The organism is Methylomonas koyamae, assembly GCF_001644025.1.
Classification (GTDB): domain Bacteria; phylum Pseudomonadota; class Gammaproteobacteria; order Methylococcales; family Methylomonadaceae; genus Methylomonas; species Methylomonas koyamae_A.
The window spans coordinates 1-19,239 of sequence record NZ_LUUK01000030.1 but is presented as its reverse complement, the minus strand read 5'-3'; the positions used below and the strand labels follow the sequence as shown (position 1 = coordinate 19,239).

19 protein-coding genes and 1 riboswitch are annotated in these 19,239 nt (G+C 54.6%); of the genes, 4 read left to right on the top strand and 15 right to left on the bottom strand.

Annotation, left to right across the window (positions count from 1 at the left end):
- Both tatA and A1355_RS02895 read left to right on the top strand, forming a co-directional pair.
- The coding region (gene tatA / locus A1355_RS24300; protein WP_419866214.1) for a twin-arginine translocase TatA/TatE family subunit at positions 1–217 on the top strand (217 nt) is incomplete at its 5' end.
- A 467-nt stretch (positions 218–684) separates the two neighbouring features.
- Positions 685–2,004 (top strand): PAS domain-containing methyl-accepting chemotaxis protein, encoded by a 1,320-nt coding sequence (locus tag A1355_RS02895; RefSeq protein ID WP_064024812.1) that lies wholly within the window; start codon positions 685–687, stop codon positions 2,002–2,004.
- Positions 2,005–2,178: 174 nt separating this feature from the next.
- Here the strand turns inward: A1355_RS02895 and A1355_RS02890 are convergent, their stop codons facing one another.
- The 9 genes from A1355_RS02890 to A1355_RS02850 form a co-directional block, all read right to left on the bottom strand.
- Positions 2,179–2,457: an integration host factor subunit beta gene (locus A1355_RS02890; RefSeq protein WP_064024809.1), complete on the bottom strand. Its 279-nt coding sequence runs from the start codon at positions 2,455–2,457 to the stop codon at positions 2,179–2,181.
- Positions 2,458–3,015: 558 nt separating this feature from the next.
- Positions 3,016–4,446, bottom strand: a complete 1,431-nt coding sequence (locus A1355_RS02885) for an efflux transporter outer membrane subunit (protein WP_064024807.1) — start codon at positions 4,444–4,446, stop codon at positions 3,016–3,018.
- A 50-nt stretch (positions 4,447–4,496) separates the two neighbouring features.
- On the bottom strand, positions 4,497–5,603 hold the full coding sequence (locus tag A1355_RS02880; RefSeq protein WP_064024805.1) for an ABC transporter permease: 1,107 nt from the start codon (positions 5,601–5,603) through the stop codon (positions 4,497–4,499).
- 2 nt (positions 5,604–5,605) lie between these two features.
- Positions 5,606–6,736, bottom strand: coding sequence for an ABC transporter permease (locus A1355_RS02875; RefSeq protein ID WP_064024803.1), 1,131 nt, complete (start codon positions 6,734–6,736; stop codon positions 5,606–5,608).
- Complete coding sequence (locus A1355_RS02870; RefSeq protein ID WP_064024801.1) at positions 6,733–8,463, bottom strand: ATP-binding cassette domain-containing protein; 1,731 nt, start codon at positions 8,461–8,463, stop codon at positions 6,733–6,735. Before A1355_RS02870 ends, A1355_RS02875 begins: the two co-directional genes overlap by 4 nt.
- Complete coding sequence (gene hlyD, locus A1355_RS02865) at positions 8,460–9,467, bottom strand: secretion protein HlyD (RefSeq protein ID WP_064024799.1); 1,008 nt, start codon at positions 9,465–9,467, stop codon at positions 8,460–8,462. The genes A1355_RS02870 and hlyD overlap by 4 nt, the downstream gene beginning before the upstream one ends.
- A complete protein-coding gene (locus tag A1355_RS02860) occupies positions 9,464–10,030 on the bottom strand; it encodes a TetR/AcrR family transcriptional regulator (protein WP_064024797.1) in 567 nt (188 codons plus the stop codon). The genes hlyD and A1355_RS02860 overlap by 4 nt, the downstream gene beginning before the upstream one ends.
- Before the next feature lie 406 nt (positions 10,031–10,436).
- Positions 10,437–11,123 (bottom strand): 3,4-dihydroxy-2-butanone-4-phosphate synthase, encoded by a 687-nt coding sequence (gene ribB / locus A1355_RS02855; RefSeq protein WP_064024795.1) that lies wholly within the window; start codon positions 11,121–11,123, stop codon positions 10,437–10,439.
- Between the two features lie 107 nt (positions 11,124–11,230).
- Positions 11,231–11,389: riboswitch (FMN riboswitch) on the bottom strand.
- Positions 11,390–11,569: 180 nt separating this feature from the next.
- Positions 11,570–12,376: a helix-turn-helix transcriptional regulator gene (locus A1355_RS02850; RefSeq protein WP_064024793.1), complete on the bottom strand. Its 807-nt coding sequence runs from the start codon at positions 12,374–12,376 to the stop codon at positions 11,570–11,572.
- Between the two features lie 109 nt (positions 12,377–12,485).
- Between A1355_RS02850 and A1355_RS02845 the strand changes: the two genes are divergently transcribed.
- Positions 12,486–12,947: a hypothetical protein gene (locus A1355_RS02845; RefSeq protein ID WP_064024791.1), complete on the top strand. Its 462-nt coding sequence runs from the start codon at positions 12,486–12,488 to the stop codon at positions 12,945–12,947.
- A 30-nt stretch (positions 12,948–12,977) separates the two neighbouring features.
- Here A1355_RS02845 and A1355_RS02840 read toward each other — a convergent pair whose 3' ends face one another.
- The 5 genes from A1355_RS02840 to A1355_RS02820 form a co-directional block, all read right to left on the bottom strand.
- Entirely contained in the window at positions 12,978–13,934 is a 957-nt protein-coding gene (locus A1355_RS02840; protein ID WP_064024789.1) for a GlxA family transcriptional regulator, read from the bottom strand.
- Between the two features lie 107 nt (positions 13,935–14,041).
- The gene (locus A1355_RS02835) at positions 14,042–14,815 is read right to left on the bottom strand and encodes a DJ-1/PfpI family protein (RefSeq protein ID WP_064024787.1); all 774 of its coding nucleotides are present in this window, start codon (positions 14,813–14,815) and stop codon (positions 14,042–14,044) included.
- Between the two features lie 243 nt (positions 14,816–15,058).
- Positions 15,059–15,595, bottom strand: a complete 537-nt coding sequence (locus A1355_RS02830; protein WP_064024785.1) for a DUF1697 domain-containing protein — start codon at positions 15,593–15,595, stop codon at positions 15,059–15,061.
- Positions 15,596–15,642: 47 nt separating this feature from the next.
- On the bottom strand, positions 15,643–16,008 hold the full coding sequence (locus A1355_RS02825) for a TfoX/Sxy family protein (protein ID WP_064024784.1): 366 nt from the start codon (positions 16,006–16,008) through the stop codon (positions 15,643–15,645).
- Between the two features lie 88 nt (positions 16,009–16,096).
- Positions 16,097–17,872: a serine hydrolase domain-containing protein gene (locus A1355_RS02820; RefSeq protein ID WP_064024781.1), complete on the bottom strand. Its 1,776-nt coding sequence runs from the start codon at positions 17,870–17,872 to the stop codon at positions 16,097–16,099.
- 256 nt (positions 17,873–18,128) lie between these two features.
- On the opposite strand from A1355_RS02820, the gene A1355_RS02815 reads away from it, so the two are divergent.
- The gene (locus tag A1355_RS02815; protein ID WP_197471699.1) at positions 18,129–18,311 is read left to right on the top strand and encodes a hypothetical protein; all 183 of its coding nucleotides are present in this window, start codon (positions 18,129–18,131) and stop codon (positions 18,309–18,311) included.
- Positions 18,312–18,428: 117 nt separating this feature from the next.
- Here the strand turns inward: A1355_RS02815 and A1355_RS02810 are convergent.
- A partial coding sequence (locus tag A1355_RS02810; RefSeq protein ID WP_197471698.1) for an RNA-guided endonuclease InsQ/TnpB family protein occupies positions 18,429–19,239 on the bottom strand: 811 nt, incomplete at its 5' end.

Genomic DNA, 19,239 nt, shown 5'->3' with positions numbered 1-19,239 from the left:
GCAAAGACGCGTTCGCGATAATGATCACACATTTTTTGGAGGCAGTATCGGTATGGGCTTAAGCGTACCGCATTTGTTGATGATACTGGCAATTGTTGTGCTGGTGTTTGACACTAAACGATTGCAAGGCGTCGGCGTCGATTTGGGCGAAGCAATCAAGGGCTTCCGCAAGGCTGTAAAAGAATCCGACAAAATAGAGGAACTAAAGCAATCCTAATCGTACTGCCATGACTGTATGAGCGGCTATTCCCCTGCCTGCGGTCAGTAAAGATATTCGACTCACGCTTTGCAACGGACCAGTTTCGATCACCTGTTGAGTCGAAACCGGGCGAAGCGGCCGAATCGGGGCCGCCGAAGGCATAAGCGGTCGCGCAATTTTTGGCAATTTTTTATCCGGATGCCCGACAAAACCAAAGTTTACTTTATACTTACGCCGATGGCCTCTACAGAGAGTCATTGCTAAAACGCCGTCCGATCCACCTTTTTCACCGCAATGACCAGCGTGCGCCTCGGGAATGCGTATGAGAGCAAGCACCTGAAATTTGAGATAGACTCACGAAAGGACTTATTTTCGAGAACCACCAGCTGTTCTGACGAAAAATTGGACGATATTAAATTCCGGCACACTTTTGGAACCAATGTTTCACAAACGCCGGTATATCAGGGGTTTTTGGGGAAATAGATATGCTCGAATTCTTTAATGGACGCTTAAAGGCCGATCTGATGGACGCTCAGAACCGCTTGGCCGGTGCGACCGATTTCGCCAATGCGATCGATGCGAATATCGCCACAATTCAGTTTCAAGTGGACGGCACGATCATTGGCGCCAACCAGTTGTTCCTGGATGTCGTAGGCTATTCGGTCGCCGAATTGCAGGGCCAGCATCACCGAGTTCTATGCGATCCGGGGCATGTCAATAGCCCAGAGTACGGCGCGTTTTGGAACGCATTGAAAGCCGGGCGTAAGCAACACGGTACCTTTCAACGCCGTCATAAAAACGGGGCGACGCTTTGGCTGGAAGCCACGTATTTTCCGGTCGTTAATCGTCAGGGCAATGTCACGCGCGTGTTTAAGATCGCCGCCGACGTCACCGAGATGCAGGATCGCTTGCGCGACCAATTGGCGATACAAAAAGCCATCGACCGGTCGATGGCGGTCATCGAATTTACCCCCGATGGACAAATCGTCACTGCGAATGCCAATTTTCTGAGCGCGATGGGCTATCAGCTCGGCGATTTGGTCGGCAAGCATCATCGGATGTTGTGTTTTGAGCAGTTTTATCGAGATCAGCCGAACTTTTGGGAAAAAATCCAGCGTGGCCAATTTCAATCCGGGCAGTTTCAGCGCCGGCACGCCCGCGGCGACAGCATATGGCTGGAGGCGTCGTACAATCCGATATTCGACGCCAATAGTCGCGTGGTCAAGGTGATTAAGTTTGCCTCTGACATCACCGAGAGCGTAAAGCGCAATACCACAGTGATCCAAGCCGCCGAGATGTCGTTTTCCACGGCGGAGGAAACCAGCCAGATTGCGCAGAAGGGCGCCGAATTGCTGGCGACATCGGTGACGATGTCCAACGAAATTACCGAGCAGATCAATCAGACCGGCGAGGTGATCAACCAGTTGAACGAACAATCCCGCAATATCGCGGCCATCGTGTCAACGATACGCGAGATCGCCGATCAAACCAATTTGCTGGCGCTGAATGCGGCGATCGAAGCGGCGAGGGCCGGCGATCAGGGACGGGGCTTCGCGGTGGTCGCCGACGAGGTGCGGCAATTGGCGGCCCGTACCAGCAAATCCACCGCCGAAATCGACCAGGTGGTTTACGCCAACCGCAATTTGACCGCGACCGTGACCGAACGGATGGACATCGTCAGAAGCAGCGGTCAATCCAGCAACGATCAAATTTCGCAGGTTTCCAGGGTCATGGACGAAATTTACCTTGGGGCCGTCAATGTTTCTAAAACCGTGGCCTCATTGCTAACCGACACCCATCAGTAACGCTAAGCCTGTTGTCGCAAACTAGTGTTCCAGCTTACCGCCAGTTCATCGCATTGGCGGGATAACTTTACCCAGAGACTAACCCGTTTTCGGTTTGGTGTAAATTTGCGACAGAACCGTAATCTGGTACCCAGGACAAGGTTTGAGGGCTTTGATGGTAGGGAGCGCTGAATTCTAAGCATTGACCCGGTTGCGCAAATCCAGTCCCGGTTTAAAGCGGATGGTGTGCCGACTCTGTAGACTGACAGACTCCCCGGTCTTTGGATTCCTAGCAATACGGGCTTTTCGGCGAATCGTTGAAAAGCCACCAAATCCGCGAATTTCAATTCGTTCGCCAGTGGCGACAGCGGTACTCAAAACATCAATGATAGTGTTGACAGCGAGTTCTACGTCTTTTTGCAGCAGGTGCGCTTGCTTGGCGGCCAGCACACCCACCAGTTCCGATTTTGTCATCTGAAATATCGAATGCTCGACGGTGAGTAAATGGCCAAATCATAGCGCAGTTTCAAGAAGACTTCGAGCCACTCAACGCCTCCATCCTTCAAGAGAATTTAACCGTTAACTGGCAAAGCCGGCAGATTGAATTTCCAAGCTTTGATTTTGGGTAGTCCGGTCGGCCGACACTCGATAGTAAGCAAAGATGCGTGACGTGCTCTAATTTCGTCCAAAACGGATGTACGAAAGCCGTTTTTATTACTTTACTACATATTTTTTTAAGCCCTATCCGAAACCGGTCGTGTTGATGTCAGAAGACGGCAGTACTTTAATATGATAGATTGGTTAGAAATATCTTACGGGGATATTGCGAATGTGGAATTTCGACCGAGGCTGATGATATGGACCCAAAGCAGCCTTTCGGCTATGTCAGATGTCTATGTCTTCGATAATTGCTTTAGCTGACGTGCAATTTTTATCCACACCAATCCAAAGAAAATGGCATAACAGGTAAACAAGTTCCCGTTGTCCGATGGTAACGCAAACCATCAATCCAATGCGCTTTACTCATAAGTTTCAAGGCTTCTCCATTTCCCAGCCGCCCCCAAGTGCTTTGTACAAAGAAATCAGATTTAAGGTGCCGGCGCGTTCGCTGCGTATCCATTCATCTTGGGATACAAATAAAGTGCGTTGCGAGTCGAGCAGATCAAGATAACTAGCCCAGCCCTTGGTGTAGCGTTGACTGGCGACCTCGGCAGCTCTTTGGTTTGAGCTGACTTCTTGCTCCAACAGCCGATAGTGCTCCTGCTCTTTTGCATACGCCACCAACGCGTTTTCAACCTCTTCAAATGAAGTGAGAACGATCTTTTGATAATTCAGCAAAGCTTGGTTTTGAGCCTCTGTCTGGGCGCTGATATTGGCAAGCACTCGGCCGGCATCAAAAATTCGCCATTGCAAGGTTGGACCGATAGACCATGTGCGGCTAGCGGGAAGAAAAAAATCACTGGCGCTGATGCTAATGGCGCCTACCGATCCGGTGAGTGAAAACTTGGGAAACAGCTCGGCTTTCACCTGACCGATACGGGCCGTTTCGGCGGCTAGTAAGCGTTCGGCCCGCAACACGTCGGGTCGGCGAAGCAGCAGGTCCGACGGCAATCCGACCGGGACTTGCGGTGGCGGTGCCGGAATAGGTGCCGTTGCGGACAGTTCCGCATTCAAGGCATCGGGACTTTGCGCAAGCAGCACCCCCAGACGGTGAATCGACGATTGAATCGAGGTCTCGATTGCCGGCGCATGCGATTGTATGCTCGCAAGTAGCGCAAGTGCGCGCTGCATTTCCAACTCCGCCGCGGCGCCATGATCGACGCGGCTCCGGGTGACTTTGACCGTTTCTTCCTGGGCCTTAATTTGGTTTTGGAGAATGGCCAGTTGCCGCTGGGCGCCTCGGGTTAATGCGTAATATCGTGCCACCTCGGATAGCAAGCTTACCAGCACGTCGCGTCGGCCGTATTCCATCGCGGCCAACTCGGCAGTAGCCGCTTCGACTGCCCGGCGTTTGCCGCCAAAGATATCGATTTCCCACGTAGCATCGAAGCCTGCCTTGTACACATCGTTTTCAAACGGGATGTTGGATGATTTTGGCAATGATCCCAGGATAGGCTGATTTTCACTTTGTTTTTGCCGGGCATAGGAACCGGAGGCATTCAACGTCGGCCACAAATCCGCTTCGGCAAAGCCCTGTTTGGCTCGGGCTTGACGCACGCGAGACTCGGCGATGCGTAGGTCAAAATTGGCCATGACCGCTCGCTTGATCAGGGAGTCTAATTCGGCATCGTGAAACAGCTTCCACCATTCGCCGACCTGGTCATTTTGGCCGGCAATGCTGTCGGAAAGGTTGCCGCTCCAGTGTGTAGGCGCGTTGGAAATGGGGGGCTGATAGTCCGGGCCAACGGTACATCCGGCTGCCAGGAGCACAAACAATACGGAGATCACGGCTTTTGTTTTCATATGACTATCCGTCGACGGTGGTAATTGGGCATGGGCTTGGCTGCCAACAGTTATGCTAAGCGTTTGCGGAATAAGTAATTTGCCGCGCTCAATGTCACGACAGCGATGATCAACAGTGGATATAAGCTATGCAACAGCGTGACAAAGCCGATGTCCTTGAGAAAAAGACCCTTCACGATAACGATGAAATGGCGTATCGGATTGATCCAGTCCAGATATTGCAGCCAAACAGGCATGTTATCGACCGGCGAGGCATAACCGGACAGCAGGATGGCCGGCATCACGAAGCTGAAAACCCCGAGAAATGCTTGTTGCTGCGTGGCGCAAACGGATGAAATCAATAACCCGAATCCAGCCAACGCCAGACAGTAAAAAATCATGCTGCCGTACAGGAGCAACAGCGATCCCGCAAACGGCACGCGATAAATGAAAATGGCGCCCAGCAAAATAATCGTCCCTTGCACCACGGCCACCAGAATGGCCGGAATAATTTTGCCGATCATGATCATGCCGGGCGTCAGCGGCGAGATGAGTAGTTGATCGAGCGTGCCTTGTTCGCGTTCGCGGGCAACCGAGAGTGCCGTGACGATCAGCGCGTTGATCGACGTGATAATGGCGATCAGGCTGGGCAGTATATGCCAGACATAGTTCAGATTGGGATTGAACCAGTGACGGACAACCAAGGACGATGGTGCTTTCTTTTGCAGCAATATAAAACGCTCGTTGCTATAGTCGTTGACGATTTGTTGCACATAGCCGAGGGCGATTTGACCGCTGTTGGAGCGGCGACCGTCGAGAATGGCTTGCATCTTCGGCGACCGGCCCGCCGCAATATCGCGCGAAAAATCCGCCGGAAAACGGATCGCGATCAGCGCCTCCTGGTTGTCGATGGCGTGGCGCAGCTCGGTTTCGCTGTACAGCGCGAGCAGTTGGCTGAAAGCTTGTGCCTGTGAGAAACGCTGCATCAATTCCACGGACTCGCGACCGGAATCTTCGTTGTAAATTGCCAGCGTGTTGTTCTTGACTTCCAGCGTCGCAGCAAAGGGAAACAAAGCCAGTTGCAGGATGACCGGCATGATCAAAACCATGCGGCTTTGCCGGTCTTGCAGCAGCATCTCGAGTTCCTTGATGATGAGCGTCAGGATACGTGAAAACATGATTATTCCAAACGGCGGCGGGTTTTCAGCGCGGTCAGGCCGATGAAGAAGCTGCCGGCAAACACCAGAAACATACCGCTGTGCAATAAAACCGGTGCAACATTGCCGGCTTGAAACAGTGTCTGGAGGGCGGTTACAAAATAGCGGGCCGGTATCAAATAGGTGGCGTATTGAATGATGGCGGGCATGCTGCGGATTTCAAACAGAAAACCCGAGAGCATCATAGCGGGCAGGAAGGCGGCATTGAGGGCCGCTTGGGCGGCGACGAACTGGTTGCGCAGCACGGTGGAAAGCAGCAAGCCCAAGCCAAGACTGCTCGCCAGAAACAGCGAACCGATCATCCACAAAATCAGCAGCGAACCGAGAAACGGCACGTGCATCATCAAGGCCGCTACCCCGACGCACAGGAACAGCGAAACAATCCCGAGCAGGTAATAAGGCAACAGCTTGCTTAACAGCAGTTCGATTCGAGTCACCGGCGAGGCCAGCAGCGCTTCCATCGTGCCCCGTTCCCATTCGCGTGCCACCACAAGCGAGGTCAGCAGCGCGCCGATCACCGTCATGATGATGGTAATCGACCCCGGAATCAGGAAGTTGCGGCTTTCAGCGGCAGGGTTAAACCAAAAGCGCGGTTCGATGCTGATGCCGGGTGGTGGCAGTTCGCCTCGTTCGCCGGCACGTTGCTGCATCCAGCCAATCCAGGCAGCGGTCACATAATTTTGCACGAAGTTGGCGGTGTTGGGTTCCGAGCCGTCCGTCACCACCAACAGCGGCGCGGTGCCGGCCGGTTGTTTAAGTTTTTCGGCAAAATCCAACGGCACCACAACAAAACCACGAACCCGGCCTTCGGTCAGCGCCCGCCCGACCTCGGCCTGCGTCTCGGCGCTATGAACGACAAAGTAGGGTGAACCGTAAAGATTGTCCGCAAAATGTCTGGCCTCAGGGCTGGTATCTTCAAGCACCAGACCGATATTCACGGCGGTCGAGTCGAGGTTGATGCCATACCCGAAGATGAGCAGCATCACCACCGGCAAAACGAAGGCGATCAGATTACTGCTGGGATCGCGCAAGATTTGCCAGGTTTCCTTTCGGCATAGCGCGGACAGACGACGGAAAGAAACGGGCGATTTCATGTCGAGACCTCCGCAGCATGCTGTTGAACCAAGGAAATGAACGCGTCTTCCATCGATGGATCGGGATTCAGCGAGGACACGGTTTGTTGCTTGAGCTGGTCGGGAGAGCCGGCGGCGATGATTTTGCCGCGAAACACCAACGCAATGCGGTCGCAATATTCTGCTTCGTCCATGAAATGGGTCGTGACCATGACGGTGACACCCTTTTCGACGATGCCGTTGATATGGGTCCAAAACTCACGGCGCGTCACCGGGTCAACGCCGGAGGTGGGTTCGTCCAGAAACAAAATCGCCGGCTGGTGCATGACCGCACAGGCCAACGCTAAGCGCTGCTTGAAGCCCAGTGGCAGGGTATCGGGCGTGGTGCCAAGGTATGGCTGTAGTCTGAAGACCTCGACCATGTCCGCCATGGCGGTTTTCTGCCTCGCGCCGCGTAAACCGTAAGCGCCGGAGAAGAACTTCAGGTTCTGTTCGATCGTCAGATTGCTGTATAGCGAAAACTTCTGCGCCATATAACCCAGGCATTGACGTGCCTCGTTGCCGCTGGTTTTCAGATCTATGCCCATGACGCGAGCCGTACCCGAGCTAGGTGTCAGCAGTCCGCACATCATGCGAAAGGTCGTCGATTTTCCGGCACCGTTAGGTCCGAGCAGACCGAAGATTTCACCGCGTTTGACCTCGAAATTTACTTGGTCGGTCGCCGTGAAGTCGCCGAAGCGTTTGGTTAACGCCACCGCTTCGACCACGGTTTCGTCATCTCCTGGCACCGGCTGCAGGCTTTGCGCCAGAACCGAATCGCCGCCTGGACCGCCGCCTAAGGCTTCGATAAACGCATCCTCGAAACGCGGTGGGACGGGCACGAGTTCCGCCTCATCGCCGGCATCCAATTCCTTGAGGTTGGGACGGGCTGCACCTTCGCGGAGCACTAGACGAACGGCGTGACCTTGAATGACCCCGTCCGAGACTTCAGGCCGGCGCAAAGCTCTAGCGAGCAATTGCCGACGGTTACCGGTTATCTGCCTGATTTGCAGGCTGCGCTCATGAATACGCTGAGTGAGATCCGCAGGCTTGCCGGAGAAAATCAATTGTCCGTCGTTCATCAATAGCACTTCCGCGCATAATTCGGCTTCGTCCAGATATGCCGTGCTCCACACAACCGTCATGCCCTGAGCAATCAGTTCATGGACCATCTTCCACAATTCGCGGCGCGAAATAGGATCGACGCCCACGCTAGGTTCATCCAGCAACAGTAACTTGGGGCGGCCCAACAACGCACAGGCAAGGCCGAGTTTCTGTTTCATGCCGCCGGACAGCTTGCCGGCCAATCGGCTGGTGAATCGGACAAGGTCGGTAAAGTCCAGCAGGCGTTTGAATGTGGCGACGCGCTCTTCAGCCATCAGGTCCCGCAGATCGGCGTGGAGTTCGAGATTTTCGATCACCGACAAATCTTCGTAGAGGCCGAATTTTTGCGGCATGTAGCCGATGAAGGTACGTAGTTTGTCCGCATCGCGAATCGGGTCGCAACGGTCTACGGAAATGCTGCCGGAAGTTGGCGCCAGTAATCCTGCCATCAGCCGAATAAGCGTCGTCTTGCCGGCCCCGTCAGGTCCTACCAAACCGGTAATCTGCCCCGGCTTTAACACAGCCGAGACACCTGCTAATGCAGGCTTGGCCGAGTGCGGAAATGTTTTCCGTACTGAGTCGAGTATGACCAGGCCGTCGCTCATGACGGGGCGGATGTGCTCAACGTGCTTTCGTCTAAGTTGACGGTGACCGGCATGCCCTGGCGCAGCCCGTCATCGGGATTTTCGATGACAATCCTTAAGCGGTAGACGAGCGAAGTGCGTAGTTCTGTGGTCTCCACGGTTTTTGGGGTAAATTCGGCACGCGGGGAAATGTAGCCTATCTGCCCCTTGTAGGGTTTGCCGCCAACGGAATCGGTACGAATTTTGACCTTCATGCCCGGATGGATGCGGCCCAGGTCGGGTTCATGGACATAGGCGCGTATCCAAACCGGATTCACCAGGGAAAGCGTGAACACCGGTGTGCCTGCTTGCAAAATGGCGCCGGCCTCTTGTGCCCTGGTGAGAATGATGCCATCGGCCGGTGCGGTTAACACCGTATCATTCAATTGCAAACTGGCGGTAGCCAGTGCCGCTTCGGTTTGTGCAAGATCGGCCTTGGCTTGGCTAATATCTTCGCTTCGAAACCCGGCTTCGAGGAGCGCCAGATTATCGCGCGCAGATTTGAGTCTTGCCTGGGCCTCTTGGTGATTCGCCTCGGCGGTGTCGCGTTCTTGGGTCGAGACACCTTTGTCGGCCAACAATTCTTCGGCCCGCTTGAATAAGCGTTCGGCATTGACGGCAGCGGCTTCGCGCTCGCGGACCAGCGACCGGGCTTGTGCTATCTCTTGCGGACGATTACCGGTTTCCCGCAACTTCAGACGCGCCCGCAACGAGTCAACCTGGGCTTGGGCACTGGCGAGCTGGTTACGATAAGGCTCGTCGTCCAGTCTGGCCATTACTTCGCCAGCTCTGACCTTGTCGCCTTCGTCATAAAGCAGTTTACTCAGCTTGCCGGGAACGCGAAAGCCGAGGGTGACTTCGCGTATGTCCACGTTGCCGTATAGTGTCGGCATGGTCTTGTTTTCGCCGCGATACGCGTGATAAACCCAGCTAGAAATTCCCGCAATAATTAGCAAAACGATCACAAAAGGGATGATCTTTTTCACAATGATGCCTCATCAATGATCCGTGTTAGCAACAGTCGAAGCCCCGCCAAGTCCTGTTCCGAGGGATGCAGGATGCCGAAAATTTTCCAATATTTGAGTCCGTCCAGGGCGGCAAGCACCAGCCAACTTCTATCAGCTGGAAAGCCGTCGTTAAGCATGCCTTGATGCACACCCTGAAAAAAATTCTGTATCGGCTCCAACATTTTCGGATTGTTGGATGCCGCTCCAAGTAATGGGCCGGCCACACGTTGCAGCCGGGGAGCCAGGGAACCCTCGGTATCCAACAGCATATGCAACAACGCCCTGGCGTGTCGCCCTTGTCCCGGTGGCTCGTTGGCCAAATCCGCCGCAAACCTTTCCCTTACGATGGATGCGATGCGGCTAACCATGCCCCGCACGACGGCGTCTTTGGAGGGGAAGTGATACAGGAGCCCACCTTTGCTGATGCCCGCTCTCGCAGCAACTGCCTCTAAGGTCATCGCACCGACGCCTTGCTCTATCACAACGGCTTCGGCCGCATCGAGCAGGCCTTCGCGGGTATTGGTTTTTTGGGTTCGTTTCATGCGGCAATATACTGTACCGTCTGGACGGTATAGTCAATATCCATGTCAAATGAACTGATAATCCCTCCCATTTGGGCTATCAGCGACCCGTGGTCCTTAAGCTTAAACCGATGTTTTTGCAACTGGCAGGAGAAAGGCCTGCAAGATAGTTTTTACTTCATGACGCGCTAAACCGATATCACAACGGCACCAAGAATGATAATTGGGTCGTGCGCGATGTCCTGAACCATAGTCGGCTTGTGAATTTGTTGAAATCACTTCGTCGAACGATCAACTCTCCCCATACGAAATGGGTTTAGCTGACAACAGCCAACAAGCATAAATCGGAGCGCTGTTGTGTGGAGTTAATCAGCTATCAAATTGAAAACAGCAACCCCGGCGCGACCGCTGGGGTTGCCAATTAGTATCAAGCGATAGCGGTCAAACGTTCCGATATCAAAGATAACGCCGGCGATTCGCGTGCCAAACGGTAGGCAATCACATCAGCGACGGTCAATACCGGCATCTGATGGCAACGGCCAAAGTCGACGATCTCCGGCAAGCGCGCCATCGAGCCGTCGGGATTGGTCAGTTCGCACAACACGCCGTAAGGCTTAAGCCCCGCCAACCGCATTAGATCCACCGTCACTTCGGTGTGACCAGCGCGCTCCAACACCCCGCCTGGACGAGCCTTTAACGGAAATACATGGCCGGGTCGGCGTAAATCGTCCGCTTTGGCATCGTCCGCAATTGCCGCTTGCACAGTCCGTACCCGGTCGGCCGCCGAGACGCCGGTAGTGACACCGTGAGCCGCTTCGATTGAGACGGTAAAAGCCGTACTGAAGCGACTGGAATTGTGCTCCGCCATCATCGGCAGCCCTAAAGAATGGGTTTTTTCTTCGGGCAAACAGAGACAAACGATGCCGCTACAATGCCGGATCAGCATAGCCATTTGTGGCACACTAAGGGTTTCGGCGGCAAAGATGAGGTCACCCTCGTTTTCGCGCGCCTCGTCATCGGTGACCAACACCCCCTGCCCTCGACGCAAAGCGGCTAACGCGCATTCCACGCGTTCGTTCGCATCGCCGAACGGGGTCAATAAAGTCTGATTCATGGTAAAACTCCTAATAAGTTATGGAAGCACCAGAATCAGGGCTGAAAGATAATTTTTACGAGCAAAAGCAAGCCTTCCGGACACGAAAAAGCGTGTGGAATACTTGGCGCCGTTCTCTTTCATCCGGACTATAACCGTCGGCTCTGGCGTCTCACCAGATCTGCTGACCCACATTCTCAACAACAGAGATTGCGGCGCTCGCGGGCTCCCCGGGAGAAACCCGAGATACCGCCGGTGGGGAATTCCGCCCCGCCCTGAGTACAAGCCCGGCCATTTAATGAAAAACAGGCCAGGGCGTCAAGTTAAACAGCCCTTGACGGATTGAGTTGCCGATCGGAGCGAAGACTTAATCCACCACGCATTTCGAACGTTCCTCCATCCCTGTACGCATTGCACGCCGATGTTTACGGGCCACAGCTCCTTTCCTCTCGTGGTTATATTAGAAGTTATAACTGCAACCTTGCCAATCGCTGTAGGCCTATCGAAGCCGGGGCGCCGAAGGTTTTGCGGAATTCGTGGCTGAAATGGGCTGAATCGGTGAAGCCGGTGGCGTGCGCGGCAGTGGTGAAGTTGTGGCCGCGGATGATCTCGCGGATAGCTTGGCGCATCCGGCTCCAGCTGCGGTAACGCCGAAATGGTACGCCGATTTGTTCGGTAAACAGATGCTGAAAACGTGACGGCGACAAACCGGCTTGCCTGGCCCAGGTCGCGACCGGCGTTAGGTCGTCGCCGTGTGCGGACAGATGATCGACGATGTGGGTCAGGCGCGGATCGATGACAGCAGACTGGGCGCGGCGCTTGACGTAACCCAATAAATCCAGCAGCGGTTCCGTGGTCCAGTCCGGCTGGTAGCGGTCTTCGTACAAGTCGCGCATGAAACGAAGTTCGCCGCCGTTGCCGACCAAGGCGCCGTCCAGCGCCCGGCTGTTGTTGATTAGCGGCTTGAAGGCATCGGCGCCGGCAATGGTCGGTTCAATATACAGCACGGTAATCGGCTCGCCGCCGACATCCAGTTCATGCAACACCCCGGCCGGGATGACGGCGGTGCGGCACCATAGCCAATCGCCGCCGTGCAGACGCAGGCGGAATTTGCCGTAAAGGCCGGCCAGAAAGACCGGCGCGCCGTGCTGGTGGCTGGCGTTGTAGTACAGCGGGCCGGTGAAATAGGTACGGCCGTCGCGGATATCCCAGAGCGCGTCGAACCGGCTGTCGCCGAGCGCAGCACGTTCGTACAAGCGCGGTGTTTGCGTCATTGTTTAAACTCCTCTTCGCCGTTAGCCGCGCAGTCTAGCCCAAAGCGGACAGCGTGGACAATCTTGGCTACGCCAGCCTTTATCTATAAACAACCCGACGAGGAAAACCATGATTACGCAAAACCCCAAATCCACCGCCAATCTGATTTTGCTGAGCTTTGGCGGACTATGTCTGCTCATCGCATTGGCCATCGCCTGGGTGCTAGGCGTTACGCTGTTTTTTCCGGACGGCGCGTTCGCCGGCCAATTGGCGGAACGCGACGACGTCATCCGCGCCCACGTCGATTACCTGATGATGGCGCAGTTTCTGTTGATCTTTTTCCTGGGATTCAGCCAATATGCCATCAACCCGCCACTGTGGCTGGTAGCGGCCTGTTGCTTCGGTGCATTTTTTAATCCGCTGGCCTTCTTGATCAGAGGCCTGACGCCCAAGGCCGTCGAAATGGTTCCGGTCGAACCGCATTTTCCGCTACAGGCGATGCTGAGCTTTTCGTTGACCACGATCGGTTTTCTCGGCGCTATCGTGCTGATCGCCCGGGCGGCGTGGATGGCTCATTTGTCGAAGAACTGAATGCTGTTATCCATAACCGAAGCCAGGCGACTAGCCGTCGTGCGATTTACGGGCCGTGCGCCGTAATTCTTGCGAGGTGCGTCCGAACACATTCAGGGAACTGCGGCACATTTTTTCCGCGGAACCAAACCCCACATCCCTGGCAATTTGTTCGAGCGGCTCCAGGGTTTCTTCGATTCTGGGCCGCGCGACGTCCAGCCTAAGCCGCTCGATGGCTTTGGCCGGCGTCATGCCGGTGGCGTTAAAAAAAGTCCGGCTGAATTGGCGCGGACTGATGCAAGCCACTTCGGCCAGGCGCTCGACGGATAACGATTCGCGGAGATGGTCGCGGGCATAACAAAGTACGTCTCTTACCCGACCGGAGGTTGGCGTGATGTCCAGGACGGCCGAAAATTGCGATTGGCCGCCCAAGCGGCGATGGTAAACCACCATGTCCTTGGCAACGCTTTTTGCAACCGAGGAACCGAAATCGTCTTCGATCAGCATCAACGCCAAATCTATGCCGGCGGTCAATCCGGCCGCCGTCCAAATATTGCCCTGTTTTATGAAAATCCGGTCTATATCGACCAACACTTTCGGATAGTGCGATTGCAATAATCCCGCATAACGCCAGTGGGTGGTCGCTCTACAGCCATCCAACAAGCCGGCGGCGGCGAGCAGAAAGGCGCCGGTGCAAACGCTAACGACGCGGTTGCCCCGGCCGGCGTTCTCCGCAAAAAACGCCTTAGTTAAGGCATTCAAACCGTAGACATGGGCCGTCGGGCCACCAACCGCCACGACAGTGTCATGGTCGCCCACTTCGGCGAATTTTTCGGTCGCTATACTCAAACCGGCTCGGTCTAGGATTGCGCCGCCCTTCGCCGATACCACGCTGAATTCGTAATGGCCGCCGTAAAGTTCGTTGACCAGGTTAAATGCCGAGCACGGGCCACTTAAATCGAGTAATTCGAATTCCGGATAGACGAAGAAAATAATTTTTCGCTTCATTGATGTTAAGCCGCTACGAACTTACCTGCTTCCATAATAAGGCTCACGCCGGTATGCAGTGAACCGTGCCGCCTGGATAATCACGGAAACGGCACTGTCCATTTGGGTTAATGGTTGACTTGAACCTGTTTGGTATAAGCTGCGATTGCGCCTCGGCTATATTCCTGGATCATATCGGCGATCAAACTCGAATATTTTTCGGCGATCGCCTGGCCGGCATTTTCAATCGTGCCTGGTCCAAGCGGCGGATGCGGATCGTATTCGACGACCAGGTTGGCCAATTGAGCGAATTCGCATCCCAAAGCCACATCCGCCACCATCAGCGCGGCTTCGAAGCTGCCGATGCCGGGTCTTGCGGTATAAAGATTGCCATCGACCACAACGCCACTACCGCTGGTCACCACTTCCGACGCACCCAGCTTTTCCAGCAACGGTAGCGAATTAAGACTGGTCGTCACCCGCTTGCCTTGCAAAAGACCGGCAGCCCCCAACAAAACCACGCCATTGCAAACGCCGATCAGGTATTTAGCTTGGCGGCCTTGCTTGACCACGAAGGCGATGACCTCGGGATCGTTGCTGGTTTCCGGTGCCAACATCGGCACGGCAAGCACGTCCAGCGTTTCCGGACAGTCTGAAAACGTGGTGGTCGGCTGGGTCCACCAAGCCGGGAAGCCTTCCACCAAATCGAGCGTTTTCCACAGCAAATGGATTTCGGCGCCAGGACAGAAACCGAAAACAGCCTGAACCCCGACCATATCCATCGGCAGGAACCCCGGCCCAATCACGATACCAACCCGAAACGGCCGGGTACCCGGAGGAGACACGGCTTGCGCGAAGCGTTGATAGGAAGGAAGCGGCTGAGAATGGCTGTTTTGCATCATCTGTACTCCAAAAAGTTTAGGGATTGCGGGGCGATGTCGCCCATGCGCATGATGACAAATCCACCTCAATGTCTAAATGACATAAAAACCGCAATTTAGGACATTCCGCACCGAAAGGGCCAGGGTTAAGAAATGGGAACGAGCCCGAGCGGCCGCATCCAGTGGGTAAGCACATGACTAATGCGCGGGTAAACCAAATTGCCGTCTCGCACTTGGCTTATCGATCCGTGGTATCTGGGAGTGTCACGCTTTCGCCAGTTCGATGAGCTTGCAAACCGTTCGCCAATTGCGGCCGGTCATCGCCACACCAAGACGCTTTTCGGCCTGGGCCGCCAGTTTCGAGCGGCCGATACCTTCCGGCGCATGCAGGTAGAGCACCTGATCGATCAGGCTAAACCGTTCGTTGTCTTTCTGGATTGCGGCCAGCGCCGCCAGGTCGGGGTTGGCCGGCGCGGACAGCAAAAAATTCAGGTGTAAGTTATTGGGCAGGGTCTCCGCGTCGGGAAAGGGATTGGCACGCACGGCCTGTTCCAGTTCCGCCAATTCCAGCACCCGCAATAGTGGCTCGAAACCGTGGCGTTTGTTTATTTCCGCCACGATTCGCGACGAAAGGAATCCGACGTTCTCCTCGTGGCTGCGAAATACCGCATTGCCGCTTTGGATATAGGTTTTGACGTCGCCGAGGCCTAGGCTTTCGAAAATGGCAACCAATGTCGGCATCGGCAGGATGTGTTTCCCGCCGACGTTGATGCCTCCGAACAATGCGATATAAGTTTTCATGCTATTACCGAGTTCCGCTGCCTGTTGGAATCAGCATTTAGCTTTCTTCAATTGATCTTTTTGGCCGTCGGTGACTTGACTTTACGCTGGTTACGTTGAGCCCGCCGCGCGGCATCGTAAGAGCGCCGTGCCCAGATAGCGGCTTGATCGCGGTCTTCCATAAACTCGGCCGGCGCTTGGTAATAGGACATTTTCGCCATTTTGCCTTCCCGCTGATATTCGAATGGCGCAAGCCCCTGTTCCTCGAAAAACTTGGCATTTTCAGCATCCGCCTTGAGATACAACGTGTCGTTGGCCACCAAGGCAAACATCAAGCTATCGTGGTAGACGCCATAACCCCCGAACATCTTGCGGATCTGAATGCCGCCGAACAGTTCGAACACTTCGGGCAAATAGGCGATAAATTCGCTCATCGAAATACCTTATTGCTGGATGATGGCAAAATTGGGAACACTCATAAAACCCGTTTTGACGGTGGACCGCTAATCCAAAAAGTTTTACTCATTTCTTCCGCAATAAATATCCAGAATAGGCCACAAACTCTTGTCCATTGATGGTCTCCAGCCGAACGGTTTCCTGCATGCCTCGTCCCAATCCCAGAATGACGGCTGCATTTTCCGATACCGGTGCAATTGGAAAAGTCAAGTTATTCATGTCGAAAGCGGGGATGGAATACTCCAACATCAAAAAACCGTCCCGTTCGCGTAGCGCGCATTTTTCCGGAACCATCGCCTCGCCTTCGGCGAGATTCACGATCTCGTACTCGCCCAAGCGGCTGCGCATGGATTCCGGAATCGGTACGGGTTGGATTTTTTCGCCCAGCACAAAGGTTTCGCCTTGCCAATGGGCCAGCGCCAGATCATGTCCGTCGACATGACGCACCGACACGCCAACTTCCGCCAGCTGCTTGGGTTGTATCGGTAGCAAACCCAGCAGTTTGTAGCGAATGCCGAATTTGCCGTCGTCTCTGCCGACCAAATCCAGGCTTTTACCGTTCAGTTCGGTGGCCAGGGTATCGCCATCCGCAGTTAATTGGATATAGCCGAGCGCCGTTGCATATTGCCCGGCTGCCGATTGTTGCTCTTGCGGGCTTAAGCCGCGGGTTTCGATTTCAGGCGTTTCGGCGTCATCCGGCAAAGGCTGGCCGGCTTTTATCGCAACCGCGAGTTTTAGCGCCTTATCGGTAACTTTGTCGATCAAGTCGCCGGTGGGCGGAGAATTCGCCAGCACGACCACACCGAGCTTGTGTTCCGGCACCACCGTCAGCAGGCTACGGTGAAAAAGTGTTGCTCCGCCGTGTGCGGCCACATCGCCGATACCGGGCTTGTTGGTCAAGAACCAACCCAAACCGGTTTTGGTACCGACATCCAGCGCCACGTCCTGGTTTTGCTGGCGTAGCATTTCATGCAGGGTTTCCGGCTTCAATATGGGCCGGCCATTGGTTTTGCCGTCCGCCAAGACCATGGCGATAAAACGGCTCAAGTCCAAGACATTCGCGTTCAAGCCGCCGGCCGGCATATCGCGCAGTGCTACTTCCGTCTTTTCCTGATCATTCTTATAGGCTTTCGAGGCCAGTTTTCCCTCGATGCCGAGCGAAAATGCCGCATTCGTCATACCGAGCGGTTTTAACAGCTGCTGGTCGGCATAACTGCTGAAATCCTGGCCGGTAAGCTGTTCCAACATCGTCCCTAACAAGGTGATGCCCAGATTCGAATAGGCCCAGATACGATTGGGCGGATAGGCGGCGTATTCGTCTTTCAGCGGGTCGACCAGTTGATTGAACGCTACTGGATGCTTAGTCCACATGCCATTCCCCCTATCGCCCGGTAAACCGGAGTGATGGCTCATGATATTGCGCGGTGTTATCGGCCCGGCATCCGGGAAGCGGCTTTTGATGGCGAAATTCGGCAGATAGGTTTGTAGAGGTCGATCAATATCCAGTTTGCCCTGCTCCGCCAGTTGCATCACCAGCGTATCGGTGAAGAGCTTAGAGATGGAGCCGGTTCGATAAACCGTTTCCGGTGTCGCGGCTATCTGCTTGGCTTGATCGGCATAACCGAAACCTTGGGACCAGACGACCTGCTGATCGTCCACCACGGCGATACTCAAACCTTCCACGTCCTGTTCGGACATTTCCTGCTCGATCAGCCAAGTCAGATGAGTCTTGAGGTAACCGTAATCGCCGTGTGCTACGGCATCTGGCTTTAACGGAGGAGAAACGGCACAGCCGTTGAGTAAAAGCAAAATCGCGCTTAAACAAGTCAAATAGGTTTTCATCTGATCCTTGAAGAGGTGATCGTCAATTGATTGGCCAGCAAGATTACAAGCCGTGGGTTTGGTGCTTTGAAGCTGTTACCAGAGCTGATTTTGGTAGGTGGATGGTATTAGGCGAGCCCATTGTAGTCAAACGTTTTAACAGTGTGGCCTTGAGCCTGCAAGAAGGTAGCCTTACTGAACCGCAGTGCGAAGGCCTCACTCTGTTGTCACCCGGCTATGCACCGGATTCAAAGTCGGCAGCGGCGACGCCCATCATATGGTCGACGAATCGGCGGACGACGCACTGTATCTGGAAATCGGCGACCGCACTATGGACGACCAAGTCGTCTACCCGGACGACGACTTGCAGGCGGCGTTCATCGATAATAGCTTCCACTTCACCAATAAGGACGGCGGCCATATTGAGCACTTTGAAATTTTTCACCGCCGAAGCTCGTAACATCAGCACATTAATTAGCAGAGGCTTATGGGTAATCAGGTAATATTTTGCCTTGTCCTTAGCGCAAAGGATAATTTGCTGCGCCTTACAAAACACTTTATTGACATCCTCCTCGCCCTAAAGAACGAGGATTCCTACGGCGCTCAGGCGGTAATCGCATGAGTCGCTTCGGTGGGTTCTTGGCCCGACGCCCCAACCCGCAGGCGAAGTCTCTGCACAAGCTAACCGGGCGTGTCCCGCCCTTAAAACATTGATCGCGCCGACAAGATCGGCGTTTTCCTCGAAACCGCATTCCACGCACTCGAACCGCGCTTGGCTCAGCCGATTCTCTTTGGCGATATGGCCGCAGCACGGGCAAGTCCGGCTGGTGTTCCGGGGTGGTACGGCAATGAGTTGCCCGCCATTCCAAGCCAGTTTGTAGTCCAACTGGCGGCGGAACTCATACCAACCTTGGTCGAGGATGGCTTTATTCAGGCCGGATTTGGCCTTGACGTTTTTGCCCGGTGTTTCGGTTGTGCCTGATGCAGACTTGGACATGTTCCGCACCTGCAAATCCTCGATACACACCATCGCGTGGTTTTTGCTGATCGTGGTCGTGGCTTTGTGCAGGTAGTCGCGTCGGGCATTGCCGATACGGGCATGGATTTTCTGGACATTGGCTTTCGCCTTTTTCCAGTTGTTGCTGAACTTCTGTTTGCGGCTCATGGCTCGCTGCGCTTTCACCAAGGCTTTCTCTTGGCGTTTGAAGCTATTGAGCGGGGCGAAATGGCTGCCGTCGCTCAGGGTGGCAAACCGGGCAATGCCCATGTCGATACCGACGATGCCGGTCGATGGATGCACCGGCGTTTCGACTTCACGCTCGGTCTGGATCGAGGCGAACCATTTGCCCAGGTTAAAGGACACCGTGACATTTTTCACAGCCCCCAAC

Bases quoted from the DNA above. Each gene is read 5' to 3' on its own strand.
- A1355_RS02890 (WP_064024809.1), bottom strand. From the start codon at position 2,457: ATGACAAAATCGGAACTGGTGGGTGTGCTGGCCGCCAAGCAAGCGCAC.
- A1355_RS02815 (WP_197471699.1), top strand. From the start codon at position 18,129: ATGGTCGACGAATCGGCGGACGACGCACTGTATCTGGAAATCGGCGAC.
- A1355_RS02880 (WP_064024805.1), bottom strand. From the start codon at position 5,603: ATGTTTTCACGTATCCTGACGCTCATCATCAAGGAACTCGAGATGCTG.
- A1355_RS02840 (WP_064024789.1), bottom strand. From the start codon at position 13,934: ATGAAGCGAAAAATTATTTTCTTCGTCTATCCGGAATTCGAATTACTC.
- A1355_RS02860 (WP_064024797.1), bottom strand. From the start codon at position 10,030: ATGAAACGAACCCAAAAAACCAATACCCGCGAAGGCCTGCTCGATGCG.
- A1355_RS02835 (WP_064024787.1), bottom strand. From the start codon at position 14,815: ATGATGCAAAACAGCCATTCTCAGCCGCTTCCTTCCTATCAACGCTTC.
- A1355_RS02825 (WP_064024784.1), bottom strand. From the start codon at position 16,008: ATGAGCGAATTTATCGCCTATTTGCCCGAAGTGTTCGAACTGTTCGGC.
- A1355_RS02895 (WP_064024812.1), top strand. From the start codon at position 685: ATGCTCGAATTCTTTAATGGACGCTTAAAGGCCGATCTGATGGACGCT.
- A1355_RS02885 (WP_064024807.1), bottom strand. From the start codon at position 4,446: ATGAAAACAAAAGCCGTGATCTCCGTATTGTTTGTGCTCCTGGCAGCC.
- A1355_RS02830 (WP_064024785.1), bottom strand. From the start codon at position 15,595: ATGAAAACTTATATCGCATTGTTCGGAGGCATCAACGTCGGCGGGAAA.
- A1355_RS02845 (WP_064024791.1), top strand. From the start codon at position 12,486: ATGATTACGCAAAACCCCAAATCCACCGCCAATCTGATTTTGCTGAGC.
- A1355_RS02820 (WP_064024781.1), bottom strand. From the start codon at position 17,872: ATGAAAACCTATTTGACTTGTTTAAGCGCGATTTTGCTTTTACTCAAC.
- ribB (WP_064024795.1), bottom strand. From the start codon at position 11,123: ATGAATCAGACTTTATTGACCCCGTTCGGCGATGCGAACGAACGCGTG.
- A1355_RS02850 (WP_064024793.1), bottom strand. From the start codon at position 12,376: ATGACGCAAACACCGCGCTTGTACGAACGTGCTGCGCTCGGCGACAGC.
- A1355_RS02875 (WP_064024803.1), bottom strand. From the start codon at position 6,736: ATGAAATCGCCCGTTTCTTTCCGTCGTCTGTCCGCGCTATGCCGAAAG.
- A1355_RS02870 (WP_064024801.1), bottom strand. From the start codon at position 8,463: ATGAGCGACGGCCTGGTCATACTCGACTCAGTACGGAAAACATTTCCG.